Source organism: Sphingorhabdus wooponensis (assembly GCF_003933235.1).
Classification (GTDB): Bacteria; Pseudomonadota; Alphaproteobacteria; order Sphingomonadales; family Sphingomonadaceae; genus Sphingorhabdus_B; species Sphingorhabdus_B wooponensis.
On record NZ_RWJI01000001.1, the window covers coordinates 775,740 to 796,049 of the forward strand.

The window sequence follows — 20,310 nt, forward strand, 5'->3', positions numbered from 1 at the left end:
TGCGGTGGTTTCGCCGCTTCTCCCCTTGCCCCGCAGCGGCTTTCCCGTTAGAGGCTCCCGTCGTTTGTTAAATGGCAGCTTTTGGTAAGCGGGCGTGGCGGAATTGGTAGACGCACCAGATTTAGGTTCTGGCATCGCAAGGTGTGGGGGTTCGAGTCCCTTCGCCCGCACCACGAAAAAGGGGAATTTCCCGGCTGTCGTTGAACCCGAAAGCCATTAACAGTTTTTGGCAGGCCAGCGGGTCTGTCGTAGATAGAGAAGAAAACATGCAGACCGTCGAGACACAGAATGAAGGCCTGAAGCGCGCTTATCGCATGATGATTACCGCAAAGGACGTTGAATCCCGCATCGATGCCGAGGTGAAGAAAATTGCACCTCAAGTGCGTATGCCCGGCTTCCGTCCCGGCAAGGTTCCCGCCAATCTGGTTAAGAAGATGCATAAGGATTCGCTGCTTCAGGACGCGCTGAACAGCTCGATCCAAGAAGGCGTCCAAAAGGCCATTTCTGATCATAAATTGCGTCCAGCGACTCAGCCGCATGTGCATCTGGGCGAAGATTACGCGCCGGGCAAAGACGCGGTTGTTGATTTCCATCTAGAAGTGCTTCCCGCAATTGCCGCGCCATCGATAGACGGCATCACGCTTGAGCGCCTGACTGTTGAAGTGAGCGATGCGCAAGTGGACGAATCGATCCTGAAGCTTGCCGAAGGGCAAAAGAGCTTTGAAGCGGCAGACAAGAAATATGCTGCGAAAATGGGCGACAGCGTAGTTATCGATTTTGAAGGCAAGGTTGACGGCGTGCCTTTCGAAGGCGGTAAGGGCGAAGGCATGGCCGTTGAGCTTGGCTCTGGTCAGCTGATCCCTGGTTTCGAAGACCAATTGGTTGGCGTGAAAGCCAATGACGAGAAGGTTCTGAACGTAACCTTCCCAGACGATTATAATGCTGAGAACCTGAAGGGTAAGGCGGCAACTTTTGACATCGTCGTCACCGAAGTGCGCAAGCCCGTTGAAGCCAAGGCAGATGACAATCTTGCCAAGATGTTCGGCCTGGATGGCATCAACAAGCTCCGCGAGTTGATGAAGGTTCAAGTTGAGCAAGAGCATAACGGTCTGACGCGTACATATATGAAGCGCCAATTGCTGGATCAGCTTGCGGCCGGGCATGATTTCGACGTGCCACCTTCCATGGTTGAAGCGGAATTTGCCCAGATTTGGGCGCAATTGGAGCAAGAAGCTGCGCGCGAAGAAGATGCCGAAGCTGCGAAAAAGGAAATGGAAGCCGAGCGCGAAGAGTATCGCGATATCGCCGTCCGCCGCGTTCGCTTGGGCCTGCTCCTCTCGGAAATCGGCCAAGCCAATGGCGTTGAAGTGAGTGCGCAGGAAATGAACATGCTCGTGCAGCAAGCTGCACAGCAATATCGCCCTGAAGACCGTCAGCGTTTCGTGCAATATCTGCAGGAAAACCCAATGGCAGCTGCACAATTGCGTGCGCCTTTGTTTGAAGACAAGGTTGTCGACTTCCTGTTCGAGAAGGCGACCGTAACGGACAAGGCTGTGGCTAAGGACGTGCTGGAAGCCGCGATTGAAGCGGAACCAGATGCAAAGCCTGCCGCTAAGAAAAAGGCACCTGCCAAAAAGGCCGCCTCAAAGGATGAAGCGCCTGCCAAGGAAGCCAAGCCTGCTGCAAAGAAGGTTGCTCCTAAAAAGGACGTAGATACAGCGCCTGCGAAAAAGGCACCTGCCAAAAAGGCTGCGCCAAAGAAATAATCTCTTCGATATTAGATGAGGCAAAAAGGGGGATGCGATGCGTCCCCCTTTTTGTATCTGCTAAGGCGATAGCCCCTTGTTGGCAGCCAAGGCACATGGCACATGTTGCGCTATGTTGAACTTTGTATTCGCCTTGGTCGCGCCATCAATCACGATATCGCCGTCCGTTGCGCCCCTTCCGATTGTGACGACGGTCAGCCCCACTGAGAGGTCTGCGCGGCGTCAGGCCGTGGTTGTAATGCAGCCTATGTCAGGCCGTTGCGGTGATGCACCACTCGATATTTCCCGTGTCCAAACGCCAATGGCCGACCTCGTCTGGACCGGCAGCAATTCGGACCAGCCAGTGCAGCTGCGCTTTCGCATTGATGAAAACGGTCGCCCACTTGGCATAATGCGCGACCCGGCGGGCTATGGCGCAATGGCAGACTTAGCGCCGTCACTTGCGGCAAGCCGATTTGAGCCGAATGCCATTCGAGACGAATGCGTCATTGCCTATCAAACTAAACGCAGTAGCATCGTGGATGCGGACATCCACGCTCTGATAGGCTATTCGATTTTTGCGCAATCTCGGCCACCCAAAGAGCTGTTTGAACGCGTTGCACCCAAGGGATCTGACTGCAGCACACGGCAGTCAGCGGTGTTGCTGCGTGCATTTCCCGATTTTGAAAAAATCCCCGCGACACCAGGCCGGTCCAACTGGAGCATGGTGCAGTTTGACATTAACGATGCGGGAAAACCCGTGCGTCTGCGAATATATGAGACAACGGGCAATAAAGCGCTTGATAAAGCCTCGTTAAACGCCGTGGCACAATCGCGCTTTGCCAAAGGTGCGAAGCAGGGGTGCCTCTATCCTTACACGCGGCACAGTGGCAAGCTGATTGCGCCGGAAAGCAAAGAACTTGATGTATATCGCTACGAAGACAGTAATTGTCCCCAAGCCGTCGAATGGAAATCGCAGCCCACATTGATATATCCGGAAAATTTCCGCCGGCGCGATATTGAAGGCTGGGCCGTGATTGCATTTGATCTCGCGCCGTGGGGCGCGGTCGGTAATACTAAGGTCGTCGCTGCCGAACCTGCCGCTGAATTTGGAGAGGCCGCGCAAAGGATCGTCTCTGCCAGCACAACTGCGCCATCCATGCAGGGCTACAGCAATTGCGTTGTGCGAGTGCGCTATGCCATGCAGAAGCAGGATCGCGACACACAATTGAAAGTCGATTAGGTCGTCAAATGAGGAAGAAGTAATCGAATTTGTGAATGATTAGACTGTGGCGCGTGACCAAGTGCTCCAATTCATCCCCAAACTTAACCGTTTTCCTGCTTGAAACTTTGCTTGCCCGCGCCGATGTAGGCGAAGAGGCATAAACATAACATCTTAGAGGTATTTCATGCACGTTCCTTTTGATCCCGTCCAAGCATTGGTCCCCGTCGTAATCGAGCAATCGAACCGTGGGGAGCGCAGCTGGGACATTTTTTCGCGGCTTTTGCGCGAACGGATCATTTTTGTGACGGGCGAAGTGGAGGACAATATGGCCTCCGTCATCACAGCGCAGCTCTTGTTTCTCGAATCGGACAATCCGAAGAAAGACATCTGGATGTATATTAACTCTCCAGGCGGCGTGGTTACGGCGGGTATGGCGATCCACGACACGATGCAATATATCCGCCCGAAAGTCGGCACTGTTTGCATTGGCCAAGCGGCGTCTATGGGCAGCTTCCTACTCGCAGCGGGCGAACCCGGCATGCGCGTTGCGTTGACCAATTCCCGGATCATGGTGCATCAGCCTTCCGGCGGCGCACGCGGCATGGCGTCGGATATTCAGATTCAGGCGAACGAAATCCTGCGGATCCGCAAGCGTATGAACGACCTATATGCGAAATATACCGGCAAGCCATTGAAGGATATCGAAAAAGCGATGGACCGCGATACATTCCTTGAAGCAGAAGAAGCAAAGGCATTTGGCCTTGTGGATGAGGTGTTCGACAAGCGGCCAGCCAATGCGGAAGCCGACGCAAGCTGACAACATTGTCGATAGTTTTCGTAGATTTGCCGTGATGGCATTGTCCTTATTGGGCTATTGCTAAATCGGAACGCATCTTTAGGATGTTGATTTAATAAGGTGCGTTTGAAGTTGGCGTGCAAGCAGGACATTTTATGACGAAGTTGAGCGGTTCAGATACAAAAAGCACTCTTTATTGCTCCTTCTGCGGAAAATCGCAGCATGAAGTGCGCAAGCTCATCGCTGGTCCCACCGTATTCATCTGTGATGAATGTGTGGAGCTTTGCAATGATATCATTCGCGAAGAAACAAAGGGCGCGTTGAACGGCCGCAAAGAAGGCGAAGTGCCAACGCCGCAGGAAATTTGCGAAGTATTGGACGATTATGTCATTGGTCAGCCGCAGGCAAAGCGCGTCTTGTCGGTTGCCGTCCATAACCATTACAAACGCCTCAACCATGGTGCAAAGGGCGCAGATGTTGAGCTTGCGAAGTCCAACATCCTGCTTGTTGGCCCCACGGGTTGCGGTAAGACATTGTTGGCACAGACACTTGCCAAGACGTTTGACGTGCCGTTCACCATGGCAGATGCCACGACCTTGACAGAAGCCGGCTATGTCGGTGAAGATGTTGAGAATATCATTCTCAAGCTGCTGCAAGCCTCGGACTATAATGTCGAAAAGGCGCAGCGCGGGATCGTCTATATCGACGAAATCGACAAGATCAGCCGCAAGGCCGAAAACCCCTCGATAACCCGCGATGTGAGCGGGGAGGGCGTGCAGCAGGCCCTGCTGAAGCTTATGGAAGGCACAACCGCCAGCGTCCCGCCACAAGGCGGCCGCAAGCATCCGCAGCAAGAGTTTCTGCAGGTGGATACGACGAACATACTGTTCATCTGCGGTGGTGCATTTGCCGGGCTTGAAAAGATTATTTCAAACCGCCTGGAGAGCAAGTCGATTGGCTTTGGCGCGCATGTCGCCGATCCTGACGAGCGCCGTACAGGCGAAATCCTCAAGCAGATTGAGCCAGAAGATTTGTTGAAATTTGGTCTTATCCCCGAATTCGTAGGGCGCTTGCCGGTAACAGCTACGCTGGAAGATCTCGATATAGCGGCTTTGGTGAAAATCCTGTCGGAGCCAAAAAACGCGCTTGTGAAGCAATATCGCAAGCTGTTTGAAATGGAAGAAGTTGGCCTAAGCTTTACCGATGATGCGTTGGAAGCCGTTGCTAAAAAGGCAATTGAACGCAAAACCGGTGCGCGTGGGTTGCGGTCCATTCTGGAGGCGATTTTGCTAGATACGATGTTCGACTTGCCAACCTATGACGGCGTCGACGAAGTTGTGGTCGACAAAGACGTGGTGGAAGGTCGCAAGACCCCCGTTTTGGTATATGCCAAGTCGGCCAAGGCCAGCAAAGAAGACGCCGCCTAATCCGTCACAGGCATACTGTGGCAAAGCTGCCACATTTGCAGACAAAATAAACGAAAATATTGCTTTGCACAATTTGGTGCAACGCGAAACTATGCTTGTGCCTCACTCTCGTCTAAGGGCGCTTCATCTGCGGAGCTGATTGTCATTTTACTGACATTTACGAGCTCCAAGGGAGGTCGCAAGGTCCATTTCGTTCGCGTGATTCGGCCAAAAACCAAAATCTGTCGAACAAACGGCATGTGAAAATCATAGGGGTTAAGAGCATGAAGATTCGTTACCAGTTTGCAGCAAGCGCTGTCGCACTTACCATTTGCAGTTTTTCCAGCGCGGCATTCGCGCAATCAACCGGTTCGGTCGACTTCGAAGACGAAGTGATTGTTGTCTCAGGTTCGCGTTCGCAGGATGTTGCCGGTGTTCAGATCCCTGACACGACGAAGGCAAAATCGGTCCTTACCGAAGAGTATATTCAGCGTCAGAACCCAGGGCAAACTGTCTTGGATACTATCAACGCCATACCAGGTGTTACCTTTACAAATAATGACGCCTATGGTTCGTCTGGCGGATCGCTGAACATCCGTGGATTTGGTGGTGACCGCATCAGCTTAACATTTGACGGCGTTCCTTTGAACGACACCGGAAACTATGCAATCTATTCGAACCAGCAATTGGACCCCGAATTGATCGAGCAAGTGAACGTAAACCTGGGTTCAACTGATGTTGATAGCCCAACAGCTTCAGCGGTTGGCGGTACAGTTAATTATCGTACGCGTCGTCCTTATGAAGATTTTTCTGTGCGTGTCGGCACTTCGGCTGGTCAGTTTGATTTCAAGCGCTTTTTCGCTAGCGTCGACTCCGGAAATTTGAACGCAAGCGGCTCACGCTTCTATGTTTCGGCTTCGAACGCAACAAATGATAATCCGTTCAACAATTATGGTAAGGTAGATAAGCAACAATATAATGCTTCATTCTTCCAACCTATTGGTGACAATGGCGATTTTGTTCAGGTTTCGGCACATTATAACCAGAATCGTAACAATTTCTTTGGCTCGGTAGCGCTTCGTGAAGACACTTCTGGCAACCGTATTGTTCCCAATCGCTTTCCTTTGACGACGGATGAGCGGGAATATAATATTAACTTCCCATGCACGACCACCGTGCCCGCCCGACCCAACTTGGCAGACGCGGCGACCCTCTGTGGCACTGAGTTTGATCGTCGTTTTAATCCGTCCAATACCGGTAACCTTCGTATCAAATCGAAATTCAGCCTCACAGACACATTAACGCTGACGGTTGACCCTAGCTTCCAATCCGTAAAGGCTAATGGCGGCGGCACAGTGAATGCGCGCGAGCGTTTAGAAGGTGGCCGCACAGGATATATCGGTGGGCGTCCTTATTTTGGTAAGGATTTGACTGGTGATGGTGACTTGTTGGACGAAGTTGCAATCTTGGCACCCAGCAACACGCGGACCCAACGTTTTGGTGTCATTGCCAACCTGCGTTACGACATGTCAGATACTCAGTCGATCCAGGTTTCTTACACATTCGACCGTGGTCGTCACCGCCAAACCGGTGAAACCTGCTTGTTGAACACAGGTGGCACACCGGAAGACGTATTCTGTAACGAAGGTTTGACGGATGCGGCTGGCAATGTTTTGCAAAAACGCGATCGTAAGTCGATCGCCACGTTGCATCAAGCATCAGGTCGTTACAACGGCAAGTTCATGGAAGAGAAATTGTTGCTCGACATTGGCGTACGTCTTCCATTCTTTACGCGCGACCTAACGCAAAATTGCTTCACAACTTCCGCAAGCGGATTTGTTGACTGCTTCGGTAGCGACACGCTGAATGCATCTTATGCGGCATCCTTCCCAACCCGCCAAGGGCCACAGAACCGGGTGTTTAACTATAACAAGCTGCTTCCGAACGTTGGATTTACCTACAAGTTGGTCGATAATGTTAGCTTGTTCGGTAGCTACGCGCAGGGGCTTTCCGTTCCCGGTACTGATCCATTGTACAGCAGCTTCTTTTTCGTACCCGGCACTGCTGGTGTGAAGCCGGCACCGGAAACAACTGACAGCTTTGATGGCGGTCTGCGTTATCGTTCTGGCCCTGTGCAGGCTATGGTTTCTGGTTGGTTTACCAAGTACAACAACCGCTTGCAGACTGTTTTTGATGTTGAGACCAACGAGTCAATCTTCACAAACATTGGTAAGGTGGATGTATACGGTCTTGATGCAAGCATAGCATTCCAACCCGTAGACTTTTTCAACGTCTATGCGTTCGGCTCACTTAATGAGAGTGAAATCAAGGATAACGTTAAGCGTTCGGCCACACAGACTGTTCCGTTGGCAGGTAAGAAATTGAACGATACACCAAATTATAGCTTTGGTGTGGGCTCGCAGATTAATCTGGGTCCTGTATCAATTGGTGGCGTTGCGAAGCGCACAGGTGGTCGTTATATTTACGATACAAACCTGCCAGTATATGCATCGGCGCCTGATTATTCTCGTTTGGGTACGGACTCAACCTATACGGCGCCTGCAATCGTATTCGGCGCGAAAAAGCCAGCTTATTGGATGGTAAATCTAGATGCGCGGGTTAATCTCGAGTTTCTAGGCTTGAATGATAAGACCTTCTTCCAGATCAACGTCTACAACCTGTTTGATGAACTTTATGTTGGTTCAGGTGGTGGAGCGACGTTCCAATCAGGTAGCCCGGGCTTTGCACAAATTGGTGCGCCGCGCACGGTCAGTGGAACGATCAACTTCCAGTTCTGATCTTTAAGGTTCGGTTTCTTGAAAATCAGGGCGGGGCTTCGGCTCCGCCCTTTTTTTATGTGTAGATGCAAGCGTCGAGGCCGTCGCGTTTGACGACGCGGATGCGCGCGGAGATGCTATTGCCATAGCGGCGAGTGAAGCCGCCTACGCCGTTCACGGCGCGCTTCTTGGGTAAGGGCAAGATGGCTGCCAAGCGCGCGGCCTCAATACGGGTCAGGTTCTCGGCGGATTTATTGTAATAACGCTTTGCGCCGGCCTCTGCGCCGTAGGTACCAATACCGGTCTCCGCGACGTTCAGATATACTTCCATGATCCGGCGCTTGCCCCAGATTTTTTCGATCAAGAATGTGAAATACACTTCAGGCACTTTGCGCAAATAGCGTGTCCAGCCGGATCCTTGCCATAGGAACACATTTTTCGCGGTCTGCTGGCTGATCGTTGAGCCGCCGCGCATGCGGCCGCCCTTTATGTTGCGGGTAAGCGCCTTTTCAATAGCTTCGCGATCAAAGCCATCATGGCTGCAGAATTTACCATCCTCGGCGGCGATAACGGCACGCACAAGGTTTGGTGAAATGTCGGACAGGGGTGTCCAGTCGCGCTTGGCGCCATTAGTGTCGAACAACATCGTCAATGTCGTTGGAACAGGGACCACGGCATATATGGCCGTTAGCGCAACACTGCCTCCGATGAAATAGGCGGCGCCCTTGAAGCTGGAGCGCAAAAAACGGGCAGAAAGCGAACGCTTGGTTTTTGTCATAATCAAAAACTAGCGCAGTGCTTTCCGCCCGTCATCTATTTTTGCAGTGTGTTAAATCGTAAGCAGCATCCGCTTCTCACCGGCGATACGCAGCATAGCCTTTTGCAGCTTTTCAAAAGCGCGCACTTCAATCTGGCGCACACGCTCTCGGCTGACGCTGTACGTCTGGCTTAGTTCTTCGAGAGTTTGCGGTTCTTCGATGAGGCGGCGTTGCGTGAGAATGTGCTTCTCGCGCTCATTCAAGCTATCCATGGCTTCCGACAATAAGGCATGGCGCATGTCGCCTTCCTGCGCGTCAGCAACACGTTCGTCTTGCAACGGCGTGTCATCGACCAACCAGTCTTGCCACTGGCCATCGCCATCTTCGCGCATAGGCACGTTGAGCGAGGTATCCCCGCCCATCGCCATGCGGCGGTTCATGTTGTTCACTTCTTCTTCGGAAACGCCGAGGTCCGTTGCGATTTTGCGCAACGCTTCCTGGTTCAGGTCGCCGTCTTCAAAAGCCTGAAGATTGTTTTTCATGCGGCGCAGGTTGAAGAAAAGCTTCTTCTGCGCGGCGGTGGTGCCGATTTTAACCAAGCTCCAGCTGCGCAGGATGAATTCCTGCATCGAGGCGCGGATCCACCACATCGCGTAGGTCGCGAGGCGGAAGCCACGATCGGGGTCAAATTTCTTTACGCCCTGCATCAATCCGATATTTCCTTCGGAAATCAGTTCGGACACCGGCAGGCCGTAGCCGCGATAGCCCATAGCGATTTTTGATACGAGGCGAAGATGGGACGTGACCAGCTGTTCAGCTGCTTTGGCGTCACCATGTTCTTGCAAGCGCTTTGCGAGCATATATTCCTGCTCGGGCTTGAGTACCGGAAATTTCCGAATTTCGCTTAGGTAACGATTAAGGCTCGCGTCCCCCCCAAGGGCAGGTATCGTAGCCGGAACATTCTTTCTATCAGACATGTTTTCCTCTTTCATTGTGCCTTCCGCCGGGCCTCATCAAGCACCCGATGGTAAAGCGTTCCCTTCGAAACTTTTATAACTGAAGCTTGCTTAACAGAAGCTGCATGTCTTCTGGTATACCGCATTCAAACCGTAAAGTTCCGCCGGTAATAGGATGAATAAACCCCAAAGAGGCGGCGTGCAATGCTTGCCGGTCGAATTTGGCTTGATTTGGACCAATTTTGTAGTGGTTTTGTCGATTAGAATAGACGCTATCGCCAATGAGTGGATGGCCGATATGCGCCATATGCACGCGGACCTGATGCGTGCGCCCCGTTTCCAGCGTGCATTCGACCATCGCTGTTTTGGCGAAGGCCTCCACCATCCGGTAATGCGTGACGGCATGACGACCCTTTGATTCGGGCAGCACCGCCATTTTCTTTCGGTTTGTGGTGGACCGACCAATTTGTGTGCGGACTGTACCAGCCGGTGGCGCAGGAATGCCGTTCACAATCGCGATATATTTGCGCTCAATATCATGCGCGGCGAAAAGTTTCGCGAGGCCCTCATGCGCAGCGTCGCTCTTGGCAACCACCAGAAGCCCCGATGTGTCCTTATCAATGCGGTGAACTATCCCTGGACGTTGCACCCCGCCAATACCCGAAAGCTTGCCCTGACAATGGTGCAGCAATGCGTTGACAAGGGTTCCGTCGCTGTGCCCTGCTGCAGGATGGACGACGAGCCCAGCAGGCTTGTTGACGATAATGAGATGTTCATCTTCAAAAACGACGTCCAACGCAATGTTCTGCGCCACTGCTGTGTCAGGCACCGGGGCAGGGACGTTAAGTTCAAATGTCTGCCCCGACATTTTCTTGCTGCCCGTGTCGGCAAAGACCTGACCATTGATGCGGAGCGCGGCATCGGCAATCAAAGCCTGAATGCGCGCACGCGAAAATTGCGGCAAGGCGGCAGCAAGCGCACTATCGAGCCGCCCGGCACCCAAAACACCCGTAAATGTGGTAATTTCCCCTGACATGGCATAGACATGGGTGATGGCTTTGCATTTATCAAGCAGCGACTGGCGACAACTTCTGGACTGGGCCAAAATGGCAGGGGACCATGAATGCTGCGGTTTATTGCGGGGGAATGGCGATCGGATACTCGCGGTGGAACTGGCGCAGAATGTTGCGGCCAATCCTGCAAGGCATTTCGAGATCGATCCGGCCGCTTTGATCTCTGCAGCTAAGGATGTGAGACGTGGCGGAATCCCTGTGTTGGGATTTTTCCATTCGCACCCCAATGGAATGCCTATGCCGTCGCCAACCGACATCGCACAAGCGGCACCAGAGCCGCATATTTGGCTGATAATTGCGGCTGATGGGATTACCGCATGGCAGCCTGAGGTGGACGGCGCTCAGGTGACCGGATTTACCCCCATGGCATTAATGAAGGAGGGTTGAAACACCCGTCAACTCGGTCCATGAGCGGCGCCAACATACCAGATACATTCAGGAATTATTTGTAATGCCCGATACTGAAATAGATTTTGCCAGCCTGCTGTGTTCGCGCTTGTGCCATGATCTTTTGAGCCCAGTTGGCGCGATGAATAATGGTATTGAGCTATTGGCGGATGAGCATGATCCCGAAATGCGGCGGCGGTGCATGGATTTGCTGGCGGAGAGCGCAAAATCGGCAGCCGATAAATTGAAATTTTTCCGTTTGGCCTTTGGGGCTGCTGGCGGATTTGGCGCTGAAGTTGATCCAAATGAAGCAAAATTGGTCATTGCGCCAATGGTAACCGCAAGTGGACGAACGGTGCTTGAGTGGGCTGTGCCTGCGGATGCGATGCCCAAAAGGGCAGTGAAAATATTGCTGAATTTGGTTCTGTTGGCCAATGAGGCGTTGGCGCGTGGCGGTACATTATTCGTCGGCGCAGAAGCGCGCGCCGGAGAGCATGAAATTGTTGTGCGGGCGAGCGGCCCTAAAATCCTCATGGATTCGGCTGTTCGAGAGGCGCTGACCGGTCAGCTTGATCCTGCGGCTGTGGATACACGGACGGCGGCGGCGTGGATGGCACATAAGCTTGCCGTTCAAGATGGTGGCATGTTGCAATTATCTGAGTCCGATGACGCACATTTGGTAATAGGTGCACTTTTACGCATATAATTATTGCGTGGGCCGCGCGCACGGAACGCAGCGTAAAGAGTGTGCGGGCCTGATATTGCGCGTTGCTCCCGACTTACCTATGGTTCGGATATGACTATGATCTGGAACCCATCACCCAATTTCGGCGAGCGCAGCCTGCCCATCAATATGATAGTGCTGCACTATACCGGGATGCAGTCCGGCGCGGCGGCTATTGACTGGTTAGCAAACCCAGCATCCAAGGTTTCTGCGCATTATGTCGTCGATGAAGATGGGCAGCTGGTCTATATGGTGCGTGAAGAACAACGCGCCCAACATGCGGGTTTATCTTATTGGCGCGGCGTAACCGATTGCAACAGCGCCAGCATTGGTATTGAGATCGTCAATCCCGGACACGAATTTGGCTACCGCCCATTTCCGGAGGCGCAAATGGACACTGTGACCCGATTGGTTGCGGAATTGGTCCGGACTTATGGGATAGAACCGCGCAATGTTGTTGGACACAGCGATGTCGCCCCAGCCCGCAAAGAAGATCCGGGCGAGCTGTTTGATTGGGAAGGGTTGGCTAAGCTGGGGCTTGCCATAAAACGGCCAACTGAAAATCTGGTTGATCCCGGTTGGCCCGAAGGCGCATTTCTATTGGCACTGGAGCGTTATGGCTATGGCATAGCCGATAGCCGGGCAGCGACGGTTGCTTTTCAGCGGCGGTTCCGGCCCGCAAATATCGATGGCGTAATCGATAGCGAGTGCCGCGCGATACTGCGCAGCTTGCTCTTGGCGGTTGAGGGTAGTTCTGTTATCTGACGTGCGCCAGAGGGTTGGGCGACCGCCGCTTAGCGGGTCACTGCTAAGGGGAGGAAAGTCCGGGCTCCAGCGAGGAACGGTGCCGGATAACGTCCGGCGAAAGCAATTTTAGGGAAAGTGCCACAGAAAATAGTCCACCGCATTTCGATGCGGCCAGGTCGAAACGGTGCGGTAAGAGCGCACCGCGTTTCTGGTAACAGAAACGGCAGGGCAAACCCCACCGGGAGCAAAACCGAATAGGGGCGGCATATGGCATCCTCCTGCCAGTCGCCCGGGTTGGTTGCATGAGTGCCGCAGCAATGCGTCGCCTAGATGAATGGTCGCACATCCGCTTCGGTTTCCCGAAGCGGAGGACAGAACCCGGCTTATAGACCCTCTGGCTTTTTACCCCATGCGCGATAGACAAATAGCAATATGGCGATGAGTATCGCTTCAACGATCATCGGCGGTGCGACAGCTGCGCTATAACCGTCGATTGCAATGCTAACGAAGCGCCCAATCAATGTCGCGCCCAACAACACCGTAGCCGCGAGGATTGCACCTTGATGTTGCCGTACCGCAGCAAACAGCGCCAAGCCCGAAATTCCCAAGAACAGCCCGCCAACATCTGCGCGCAAATTCGCGCGGCCAACGTCACCAATGGCTTGCATGCCGCGCTCCGCAGCTACTGCGTCAAGGTCAAACCAATGCTGGCCAACACCGAGCAAAGCGATGACGCCGATGACGGCGACCAAAATTCTAGTAATGATTATCATATTTACCCCCAAAGTTGACGCAAACGTCAATATTTACATATCGGCACCAATATGTTCTGTTCCCAGACAAGCCAATTCTGGAGGGCTAAGTCAATGTCGATTGTGCAACGCGCTAAGAATATCATCTTAAATCCATCGGATGAATGGAATGTCATTGCATCGGAACCCACGACAATCGGGGGGCTTTACACGGGTTATGCAACGCCGTTGGCTCTGATACCCTTGGTATCCACCATATTGTTTACAGGAATATTGGGCATTTCAGCCGCGGACATGATGGGACTTGGCAACGGCATGCCGATGGATCTTATGGCCATATCAGGCATGGCCGCATTTAGTTTCATTCTGTCGCTTGTGACGCTGTTTGTAATGGGAACGATTGTGAGGCTCGTATCGCCAAGCTTTAACGGCACGTCGGATAAAGTGCAGGCTATGAAGTTGATGACCTACGCCAGTACGCCGAGCTGGGTCGTGGCGTTGATAAGCTGGATTCCCTTTTTGGGTGCTTTGCTGAGTTTTGCGGCGATCGCTTATGTGGTTTACCTGATCTATCTTGGGCTTCATCCGGTACTTGGCGTTCCGAAGGAAAAAGTTGCCGGTTTTACGGTGGTCATCATACTCATTTATGTGGTTCTGGTGCTTATCATATCTAGCATCGTCGCGGGGCTGCTATATTCGATGTTTTTCGGTAATCCGATGATGGGTGGCGCGCTGTCCGGCGCATAAATTACGTTTGCGCCCCTAGCAAAATGCGCATGCCGCCGCTAAGTCGGCGGCATGGTGCGATCTACGCGACGAAATGACTGGGGTTTCCCCCGCTGGCGTGGCTACGGAAGTAGCAGCGAGGCACAGCAAGTGCGCCTGTGCGACCGCTATGGCTGTAACAAGGCTGGAAACTGTCCGGCGCCCAAATCGCCTAATAATCCCGAACGGTGGATGTTCTGTGAAGAGCATGCGGGCGAGTATAATCGTGGCTATGACTATTTTGAGGGACTGACCAAAGAAGAAGCCGACGAGCGCGAGGCCAATGAGCGCCGCGATTCTTCGGGCTATAAGGAATCGGCACATTATGGTTGGGCAGGGTCCGGCGATGGCAGCCGTAGCCGTGATGAAATGCATGCGCTGGATATTTTAGGCCTCGAAAGCGATTCCACTTTTGAAGATGCCAAAAAGGCCTGGCGTAAAATTGCCAAGGAAACGCATCCTGACGTAAACCCCGGCAATGCCGATGCCGCAAAGGCTTTTCAGGCAGGCCAAGCGGCGTATGACGTCCTGCGCGTGGCGGAAGAGCGCCGGGAGTGGAAGGGCTAGTCTCTCTTGTGCCGCCGAATATGCGCCCCTATATGGCGCCTGTGAGACTAGCTTCGTCGCCTTTACGGAACTTTGCCGCCATATTTATTCTGATGGCGCTGGCGATGCGTGTCATCATACCGTCCGGTTATATGCCATCAGCGGAACGGGGCTTCGCGCTCACCATATGCGCGGGCATGGACACACAAACCGTGTGGATGGACAAAACAGGCAAGCTGCACAAGGAAGATCCATCAAAAGGCAAATCGGTTGAACACCAACCTTGTGCTTTTGCCGGTGCTGCTATTGCGGCGGATTTTCCTGCGACAGGGTTGCAAATTGCCATGCCCCCTGTTGCGCGGGCGATACCCGTTTTTGCTAAGCGCGAGGTATCGGTTGGCGCTGGTTTAGCCGCGCCGCCACCTCCGGCCATTGGGCCACCTTCTTACATCTAAACCAAAGGGCTGCTTCGCGGCTTATTTCTCGTTTAGATTTAGGAAACTATCATGAAATTTTTATCCATTTTGCGCGCCTCTGCGGCGTGCAGCTTTTGTGCAATCATTACCCCTGCAGCCGCTGAAGATGCTGCTGATTCCACAATCATTGTCATCGGTCGTGCGGCGGCCGACCAAGCCGAAGTAACTGCACAGAAGACAGCCGGCGGTACCGATATTGTCAGTCATGAGGATTATGCCGATAAGACGGTTGTCTCGCTGCGCGATACATTGGCCTTTTCCCCCGGCGTATATACCCAGCCACGCTTTGGGCAGGAAATCCGCATTTCCATTCGCGGTTCTGGCCTGTCGCGCGGGTTTCACATGCGCGGGTTGACGTTATTGCAGGACGGCATTCCCATTAATCTCGCCGATGACAATGGCGACTTTCAGGAACTTGAACCGATATTCTTCGACCATTTGGAGGTATATCGCGGCGCGAACGCCTTACGCTTCGGTTCGGGAACGCTGGGCGGCGCTGTTAACGGTGTTACACCAAGCGGAGATAATGCAGCGGGCCTCTACCTGCGCGCTGATGTCGGCAGCTTTGATTTTTATCGAGGCCTCGCATCGTTCGGCTTAGGTGACGAGGACGCCAACGCCTGGGTCGCGATGAGTGCGGATAGCCATAAAGGGGATCGCCAACATGCGCGGCGGGATTCCATACGGTTCAACGGCAATGTCGGCTTGCGCGTTTCGGACATTATATTCACGCGATTTTACGGCAGTATGACGACACTGGATCAGGAGCTACCAGGCGCGATGTCTCGTGCAACGGCATTGACTGCCCCGCGCAGTGGCAATTTCACGGGCGATCAGGCCCGCGATATCAATTCTATGCGTTTCCAGAACCGAACGCGCTTCGACTTGGGCAACAGCTATTTGGATGTCGGGGCCTTTTTGAATTCCAAGGAATTGTACCACCCGATTTTCCAAGTGGTCGATCAGGTATCAATGGATCGCGGCGTATATGCCCGCTACGACCGCGCAGGTGATGTGTGGAGTGTTACATTGGGTGGTGAATCCCGTTGGGGGAACATTGACGCAAAACGTTTCGTGAACCTGAACGGCAAGCGCGGTGCGCTAACATTTGACGCCGATCAGACGGCGCGTACGACCAATATCTATGGTGAAATCAGGGTCAGCCCAATCGAAAACCTAACCCTGATCGCAGGCGGTATTTACGCCGATGGATTTCGCAAACAATCGCAAATAGTACCGACTACGGTAACGGCGCAGGCATCGTTTGATGCGGTGTCACCAAAAATAGGTGTACTTTGGGAACCGACAACTGAAATCCAGTTTTTTGCGAACCACAGCAAGTCCGCCGAATTTCCGACCTTTGTAGAGCTGGCGCAAATAGCGGCCTTTGTTCCGGTGCGGGAACAAACCGCGTGGACGACGGAGCTTGGGACGCGCGGGACATTGGGATGGGTAAGCTGGGATGTGGCGGTTTATCACGCCAATCTTAAAAGGGAGATGCTTCAGTTTACAGTCGGACGGGACATTCCCGCGGCAACCTTTAACGCTGACAAGACGCGCCATCAGGGCGTTGAAGCTGCGTTCTGCGCCACGCCAACCAATTGGCTGCGCTTCCGACAAATCTGGCAATATTCGGATTTTAGATTCGTGGAAGATGCCCAATATGGGAACCGTCGACTGCCTGTGGTTCCAGTCCATGTCCTGCGGTCTGAGCTTCGGCTAGGCGGCGATGATCTTCATATTTCGCCAAATGTAGAATGGGTACCCCAAGGTGCTTGGGCGGATTATCGGAACACGACCCGTAATGCCGGCTATACATTGTGGGGCGTATCCGCCGGCGCGCGCATCAAGCAAGGCGTTGATATATTCGTCGATGCTCGAAACCTGACAGGTGAGAAAGCTATTGGTGACGTATCGGCAGCAATATTGGCAACGCCAGCTTCAGCGATGTACTATCCGGTAGAACGCCGGGCCATTTATGGCGGCGTTCGGATGCGGTTTTAGGAGGTAGGACATGGAGAATACATCATTCTACCGCACAATTTGGCGTTGGCATTTTTATGCCTCTTTGTTCGTCATGCCACTTGTTCTCTTGCTGGCGACAACCGGCGCAATCTATTTGTTCAAGCCGCAATTGGACCGTTGGGAGGAGCGCGCCTTTAGCACTCTTTCGACCCATGGTGCCGTGTCTCCCAATGCACAATTGGCCGCGGTCATGGATGCTTATCCAGGCGCGCAGTTTCACGGTTACCGCTTACCCGCGCGAGAAGGGGATGCCGCTGTAATTCATGTCGGGTTCGCCGACGGTCGGGCCATGCGTGACGTCTATGTGTCGCCGCAGGGCAAGGTTTTAGGGAGTTTTGACCCGGAAAGTCGCATTTCCGCAACGGTCTCCCGCATTCATGGCTCGCTTTTAATCGGCAGGGTTGGGGATTGGATTGTTGAACTGGCCGCTTGCTGGGCCATCGTGATGATCCTGACCGGCCTATATATGTGGTGGCCGCGCGGGCAGGGGCTTCGCGGCGTCGTCTGGCCCCGAATAGGCAAGGGCAAGCGCATATTCCTGCGCGACCTGCATGCTGTGACTGGCTTTTGGGTTTCGGGGCTCGCGCTTGTTTTGCTAACCACTGGATTGCCGTGGGCGAGTGTTTGGGGAGATGCCTTTCGCTTGGCAAGGGCGGAGCTAGGCCTTGTTCAAGGCGCGCAAGACTGGAAAACAGGAGGCCACGCCCCACATGCCGAGCATGATCATGATGCGATGATGAAAATGCAAGCGGCTGGAATACCGCTTGTTGGCCTGTCCGACATGGTAGCCAAAGCGAAACTGGAAAATTTACCGCATCCCGTTTTCGTGAAGCCGCCGGGCGCGCCGGAGCGTTTTGGTCCACCGACACCCATGGCGTGGACGATTAAATCGGAGGCGCAAAACCGGCCACTAAACAGCAGCATCACCTTTGATGTTGCGACGGGCAAGGAGATGTCGCGAACGGATTTTGCGGATAAGCATGTCATTGATAAGGCCGTCAATTATGGAATTGCATGGCATGAGGGACAGCTTTTTGGCTGGATCAATCAGCTTATTGGTGTGCTTACTGCGTTGGGCCTGATCACTTTGGTGATATCGGGTTTTATGATGTGGCGGCAGCGTAAGCCGGTTGATGCGCTGGGGGCGCCAATTGCCCCTGCTGTGCCACAGAAAATACGCGGCGTGGCGGTGATCATCGCGGTAATGGCCATATTGTTGCCGTTGCTCGCTATGTCACTGCTGGCTTTGTGGCTGTTTGACCGCTTGCTGTTGCCCCGCCTTCCGGCCTTTGCACTTTGGCTGGGTGTTAGGCCAGCTCAGATGGCATAGCGCGCGGCTGTTTCGCGGATAAGTGCAATCATATTGGGAATGCCCTGCGTCCGGTTTGAGCTGAGTTGGTTCTTCAGATCAAACGGGGCGAGGGCATTTTCGATATCGGTATCTAAAATTTCGGCAGCATTTTTGCCGTCCACCGTTTTGAGGACAAGCGCGATGATGCCTTTTGTAATTGCGGCATTGCTGTCCGCCATAAACGCAAGTTGTTTATTCTCAGTGACCGGATAAACCCAAACACTCGCCGAGCAACCGCGCACCAATGTCGCCTCGGTCTTCAGCGCGTCGGGCATTGGTGCCAATTCGCGGCCAAGATCAATCAACAAACGATAACGGTCGTCGGCTTCAAGGAATTCATATTCTTCTTGGATGTCGGTGAGTGTGGTCATGGCCACCGCATATGGCTGCGGGGGTTAGATATCAATCCCTGCTGCGATAGCCTCAAGCTTTTTGACGCGCTCTTTTAAGTCGGCGACTTCAATCCGTGATGTCGCCATTGGCACCGGCGTATCACCACTGCGGCGCGCAACGTCCAGTTCGGCATGCTTCAGCGCAAGCCAATCGCGCCATCCACGCAACCCCAGCGAAGATACAATCCCGATGGACAGCAACGCAAAAGCGCCGATGATGATGTAGAAATTGGGATCCTGTTCCATGGTTCCTTCCTTTCGCTCCGCGCGCCGTTACCGGCTCCGCAGTTCCTCAATCTGACGGTTAAGATCATGTGCGCTGCTATTCTCAGTCGCAATGCGTTCCAGTACCTGAATACGTTCTTTCAGCGCCTTGATCTCGTCTTGCATCTGCTGCGTTTCCGCGCTGTTCAACCGACGGTGGGTTTTGGTACCCATAAAGTCTCGATCTTCAACAATGCCATGCTTGGCTTTTTGCTTTGTCTGAATAATTTTGCCTGCGGTGACGATAAAGATGATCGCAACGACCATTTCAAACGGGCCCATAAAATCCTCCTCAAATTCCCAAGTAACGCGGTTTTAAAACCGCTTAATTGCTTGGCCCGCGAAGAGCCTCAATTTCCGATCTCAGCTTGTGGCTGTCGTCGACAATGATTTTTTCCACATTGGCAAGCCGGTCCTTAACAGACCCAAGTTCCGCGCGGAGTTGGGCGTTTTCCTGGCTTAGCAACTTAACCCGCTCAACGGCTTCCTGATCAGTTTTGGGATATACAGCCTGACCCCAGACACCATCGAGTGGATAACCGTTCTTGATACGCATCCAAGTTGTCAGCACCCATCCGGCCGAAATCGCAACGATACCGATACCGATCATGGGGCCAATTGTGTTTATCATAGCGAGTTCATTTGGATCCATTTCATCTCTCCCCTTTTAACGCAGTCGTTCGATTTCTTCGGACAAGCGTCCAGCCTTATCCGTCACAATCCGTTCGAGCACCGCGACGCGCTCTTCTAGATGACCGATTTTGCCATTAAGCGCCTCATTTTCGTTGCTCAAAAGCATGATTTTGCGTTCGGCTTCGGGATAGTCGCCATCGGTTAGCGCGGTCTTGCCGCCCCATTCATCTTCCAAAGGATAGCCATGTTTGGCGCGGATCCAGTTGTTGACCAGCCAACCGACCGTCAAAAGCGCAACAATCGCAATAACGAAATTGGGTCCTCCAAAGTTCATTAGAAGTCCTTCCAAGGCAGACGGCGGTTAAGCGGGCGGATTGGGGCGTCGCGATAATTAACGCGCCAATTGTGGCGGTCGGCCTGACGCTTTTTCTGCGCAAAATGGCGGTAGGTAAACCAACCAATAAGGCCAAGAATGATGAGCGTGAACATAAGCTATTTCCTTTATAAGCTTT

Annotated in this window: 23 protein-coding genes, 1 tRNA gene and 1 other RNA gene; 16 read left to right on the forward strand and 9 right to left on the reverse strand. The window is 53.2% G+C overall.

Going from position 1 to position 20,310, the window contains the following annotated elements; translation table 11 throughout:
- Positions 1 to 88: 88 nt before the first annotated feature.
- From D7D48_RS03950 to D7D48_RS03975, 6 genes are all read left to right on the forward strand, one after another.
- Positions 89 to 173, forward strand: a tRNA-Leu gene (locus D7D48_RS03950).
- 93 nt (positions 174 to 266) lie between these two features.
- Positions 267 to 1,766, forward strand: a complete 1,500-nt coding sequence (gene tig, locus D7D48_RS03955) for a trigger factor (RefSeq protein ID WP_125230051.1) — start codon at positions 267 to 269, stop codon at positions 1,764 to 1,766.
- A gap of 112 nt (positions 1,767 to 1,878) precedes the next feature.
- Positions 1,879 to 2,988 (forward strand): energy transducer TonB, encoded by a 1,110-nt coding sequence (locus D7D48_RS03960; protein ID WP_125230052.1) that lies wholly within the window; start codon positions 1,879 to 1,881, stop codon positions 2,986 to 2,988.
- A 166-nt stretch (positions 2,989 to 3,154) separates the two neighbouring features.
- On the forward strand, positions 3,155 to 3,787 hold the full coding sequence (locus D7D48_RS03965) for an ATP-dependent Clp protease proteolytic subunit (RefSeq protein ID WP_125230053.1): 633 nt from the start codon (positions 3,155 to 3,157) through the stop codon (positions 3,785 to 3,787).
- A gap of 134 nt (positions 3,788 to 3,921) precedes the next feature.
- Complete coding sequence (gene clpX, locus D7D48_RS03970) at positions 3,922 to 5,193, forward strand: ATP-dependent Clp protease ATP-binding subunit ClpX (RefSeq protein ID WP_125230054.1); 1,272 nt, start codon at positions 3,922 to 3,924, stop codon at positions 5,191 to 5,193.
- Positions 5,194 to 5,456: 263 nt separating this feature from the next.
- Positions 5,457 to 7,970, forward strand: a complete 2,514-nt coding sequence (locus D7D48_RS03975; RefSeq protein WP_125230055.1) for a TonB-dependent receptor — start codon at positions 5,457 to 5,459, stop codon at positions 7,968 to 7,970.
- 55 nt (positions 7,971 to 8,025) lie between these two features.
- Here D7D48_RS03975 and mtgA read toward each other — a convergent pair whose 3' ends face one another.
- From mtgA to D7D48_RS03990, 3 genes are all read right to left on the reverse strand, one after another.
- Positions 8,026 to 8,727, reverse strand: a complete 702-nt coding sequence (mtgA, locus tag D7D48_RS03980; protein WP_125230056.1) for a monofunctional biosynthetic peptidoglycan transglycosylase — start codon at positions 8,725 to 8,727, stop codon at positions 8,026 to 8,028.
- A gap of 51 nt (positions 8,728 to 8,778) precedes the next feature.
- Complete coding sequence (gene rpoH / locus D7D48_RS03985; RefSeq protein WP_125230057.1) at positions 8,779 to 9,684, reverse strand: RNA polymerase sigma factor RpoH; 906 nt, start codon at positions 9,682 to 9,684, stop codon at positions 8,779 to 8,781.
- 73 nt (positions 9,685 to 9,757) lie between these two features.
- Entirely contained in the window at positions 9,758 to 10,699 is a 942-nt protein-coding gene (locus tag D7D48_RS03990; protein WP_125230058.1) for an RluA family pseudouridine synthase, read from the reverse strand.
- A gap of 16 nt (positions 10,700 to 10,715) precedes the next feature.
- Here D7D48_RS03990 and D7D48_RS03995 point away from each other — a divergent pair, with 16 nt between their 5' ends.
- The 10 genes from D7D48_RS03995 (at position 10,716) to D7D48_RS04040 (ending at position 18,488) form a co-directional block, all read left to right on the forward strand.
- Positions 10,716 to 11,123, forward strand: a complete 408-nt coding sequence (locus D7D48_RS03995) for a M67 family metallopeptidase (RefSeq protein WP_125230059.1) — start codon at positions 10,716 to 10,718, stop codon at positions 11,121 to 11,123.
- 64 nt (positions 11,124 to 11,187) lie between these two features.
- Positions 11,188 to 11,829 (forward strand): histidine phosphotransferase family protein, encoded by a 642-nt coding sequence (locus tag D7D48_RS04000; protein WP_125230060.1) that lies wholly within the window; start codon positions 11,188 to 11,190, stop codon positions 11,827 to 11,829.
- 90 nt (positions 11,830 to 11,919) lie between these two features.
- Positions 11,920 to 12,612, forward strand: coding sequence for an N-acetylmuramoyl-L-alanine amidase (locus D7D48_RS04005; protein WP_125230061.1), 693 nt, complete (start codon positions 11,920 to 11,922; stop codon positions 12,610 to 12,612).
- A 6-nt stretch (positions 12,613 to 12,618) separates the two neighbouring features.
- Positions 12,619 to 12,996, forward strand: an RNA gene (rnpB, locus tag D7D48_RS04010) — RNase P RNA component class A.
- A 158-nt stretch (positions 12,997 to 13,154) separates the two neighbouring features.
- Entirely contained in the window at positions 13,155 to 13,385 is a 231-nt protein-coding gene (locus D7D48_RS04015) for a hypothetical protein (protein WP_125230062.1), read from the forward strand.
- 75 nt (positions 13,386 to 13,460) lie between these two features.
- Complete coding sequence (locus D7D48_RS04020; protein ID WP_185739770.1) at positions 13,461 to 14,093, forward strand: Yip1 family protein; 633 nt, start codon at positions 13,461 to 13,463, stop codon at positions 14,091 to 14,093.
- A 51-nt stretch (positions 14,094 to 14,144) separates the two neighbouring features.
- On the forward strand, positions 14,145 to 14,678 hold the full coding sequence (locus D7D48_RS04025; RefSeq protein WP_125230064.1) for a J domain-containing protein: 534 nt from the start codon (positions 14,145 to 14,147) through the stop codon (positions 14,676 to 14,678).
- Positions 14,679 to 14,698: 20 nt separating this feature from the next.
- On the forward strand, positions 14,699 to 15,112 hold the full coding sequence (locus D7D48_RS04030) for a hypothetical protein (protein WP_221738619.1): 414 nt from the start codon (positions 14,699 to 14,701) through the stop codon (positions 15,110 to 15,112).
- Between the two features lie 51 nt (positions 15,113 to 15,163).
- Positions 15,164 to 17,137 carry a TonB-dependent receptor family protein gene (locus D7D48_RS04035; protein ID WP_125230066.1) on the forward strand — a complete coding sequence of 658 codons (1,974 nt, stop codon included), beginning with the start codon at positions 15,164 to 15,166 and terminating at the stop codon, positions 17,135 to 17,137.
- Positions 17,138 to 17,147: 10 nt separating this feature from the next.
- Positions 17,148 to 18,488 carry a PepSY-associated TM helix domain-containing protein gene (locus D7D48_RS04040; RefSeq protein ID WP_125230067.1) on the forward strand — a complete coding sequence of 447 codons (1,341 nt, stop codon included), beginning with the start codon at positions 17,148 to 17,150 and terminating at the stop codon, positions 18,486 to 18,488.
- Here the strand turns inward: D7D48_RS04040 and D7D48_RS04045 are convergent.
- The 6 genes from D7D48_RS04045 to D7D48_RS10495 are packed head-to-tail and all read right to left on the reverse strand — an operon-like array spanning position 18,476 to position 20,287.
- Positions 18,476 to 18,880: a SufE family protein gene (locus D7D48_RS04045; protein ID WP_125230068.1), complete on the reverse strand. Its 405-nt coding sequence runs from the start codon at positions 18,878 to 18,880 to the stop codon at positions 18,476 to 18,478. The genes D7D48_RS04040 and D7D48_RS04045 overlap by 13 nt on opposite strands.
- A 24-nt stretch (positions 18,881 to 18,904) precedes the next feature.
- Positions 18,905 to 19,147, reverse strand: coding sequence for a hypothetical protein (locus D7D48_RS04050; protein WP_125230069.1), 243 nt, complete (start codon positions 19,145 to 19,147; stop codon positions 18,905 to 18,907).
- Positions 19,148 to 19,174: 27 nt separating this feature from the next.
- Entirely contained in the window at positions 19,175 to 19,447 is a 273-nt protein-coding gene (locus D7D48_RS04055) for a hypothetical protein (RefSeq protein WP_125230070.1), read from the reverse strand.
- Between the two features lie 43 nt (positions 19,448 to 19,490).
- Complete coding sequence (locus D7D48_RS04060) at positions 19,491 to 19,817, reverse strand: hypothetical protein (protein ID WP_185739771.1); 327 nt, start codon at positions 19,815 to 19,817, stop codon at positions 19,491 to 19,493.
- A 15-nt stretch (positions 19,818 to 19,832) separates the two neighbouring features.
- Positions 19,833 to 20,132 carry a hypothetical protein gene (locus D7D48_RS04065; protein WP_125230071.1) on the reverse strand — a complete coding sequence of 100 codons (300 nt, stop codon included), beginning with the start codon at positions 20,130 to 20,132 and terminating at the stop codon, positions 19,833 to 19,835.
- Complete coding sequence (locus D7D48_RS10495) at positions 20,132 to 20,287, reverse strand: hypothetical protein (RefSeq protein ID WP_185739772.1); 156 nt, start codon at positions 20,285 to 20,287, stop codon at positions 20,132 to 20,134. The genes D7D48_RS04065 and D7D48_RS10495 overlap by 1 nt, the downstream gene beginning before the upstream one ends.
- Positions 20,288 to 20,310: the final 23 nt, after the last annotated feature.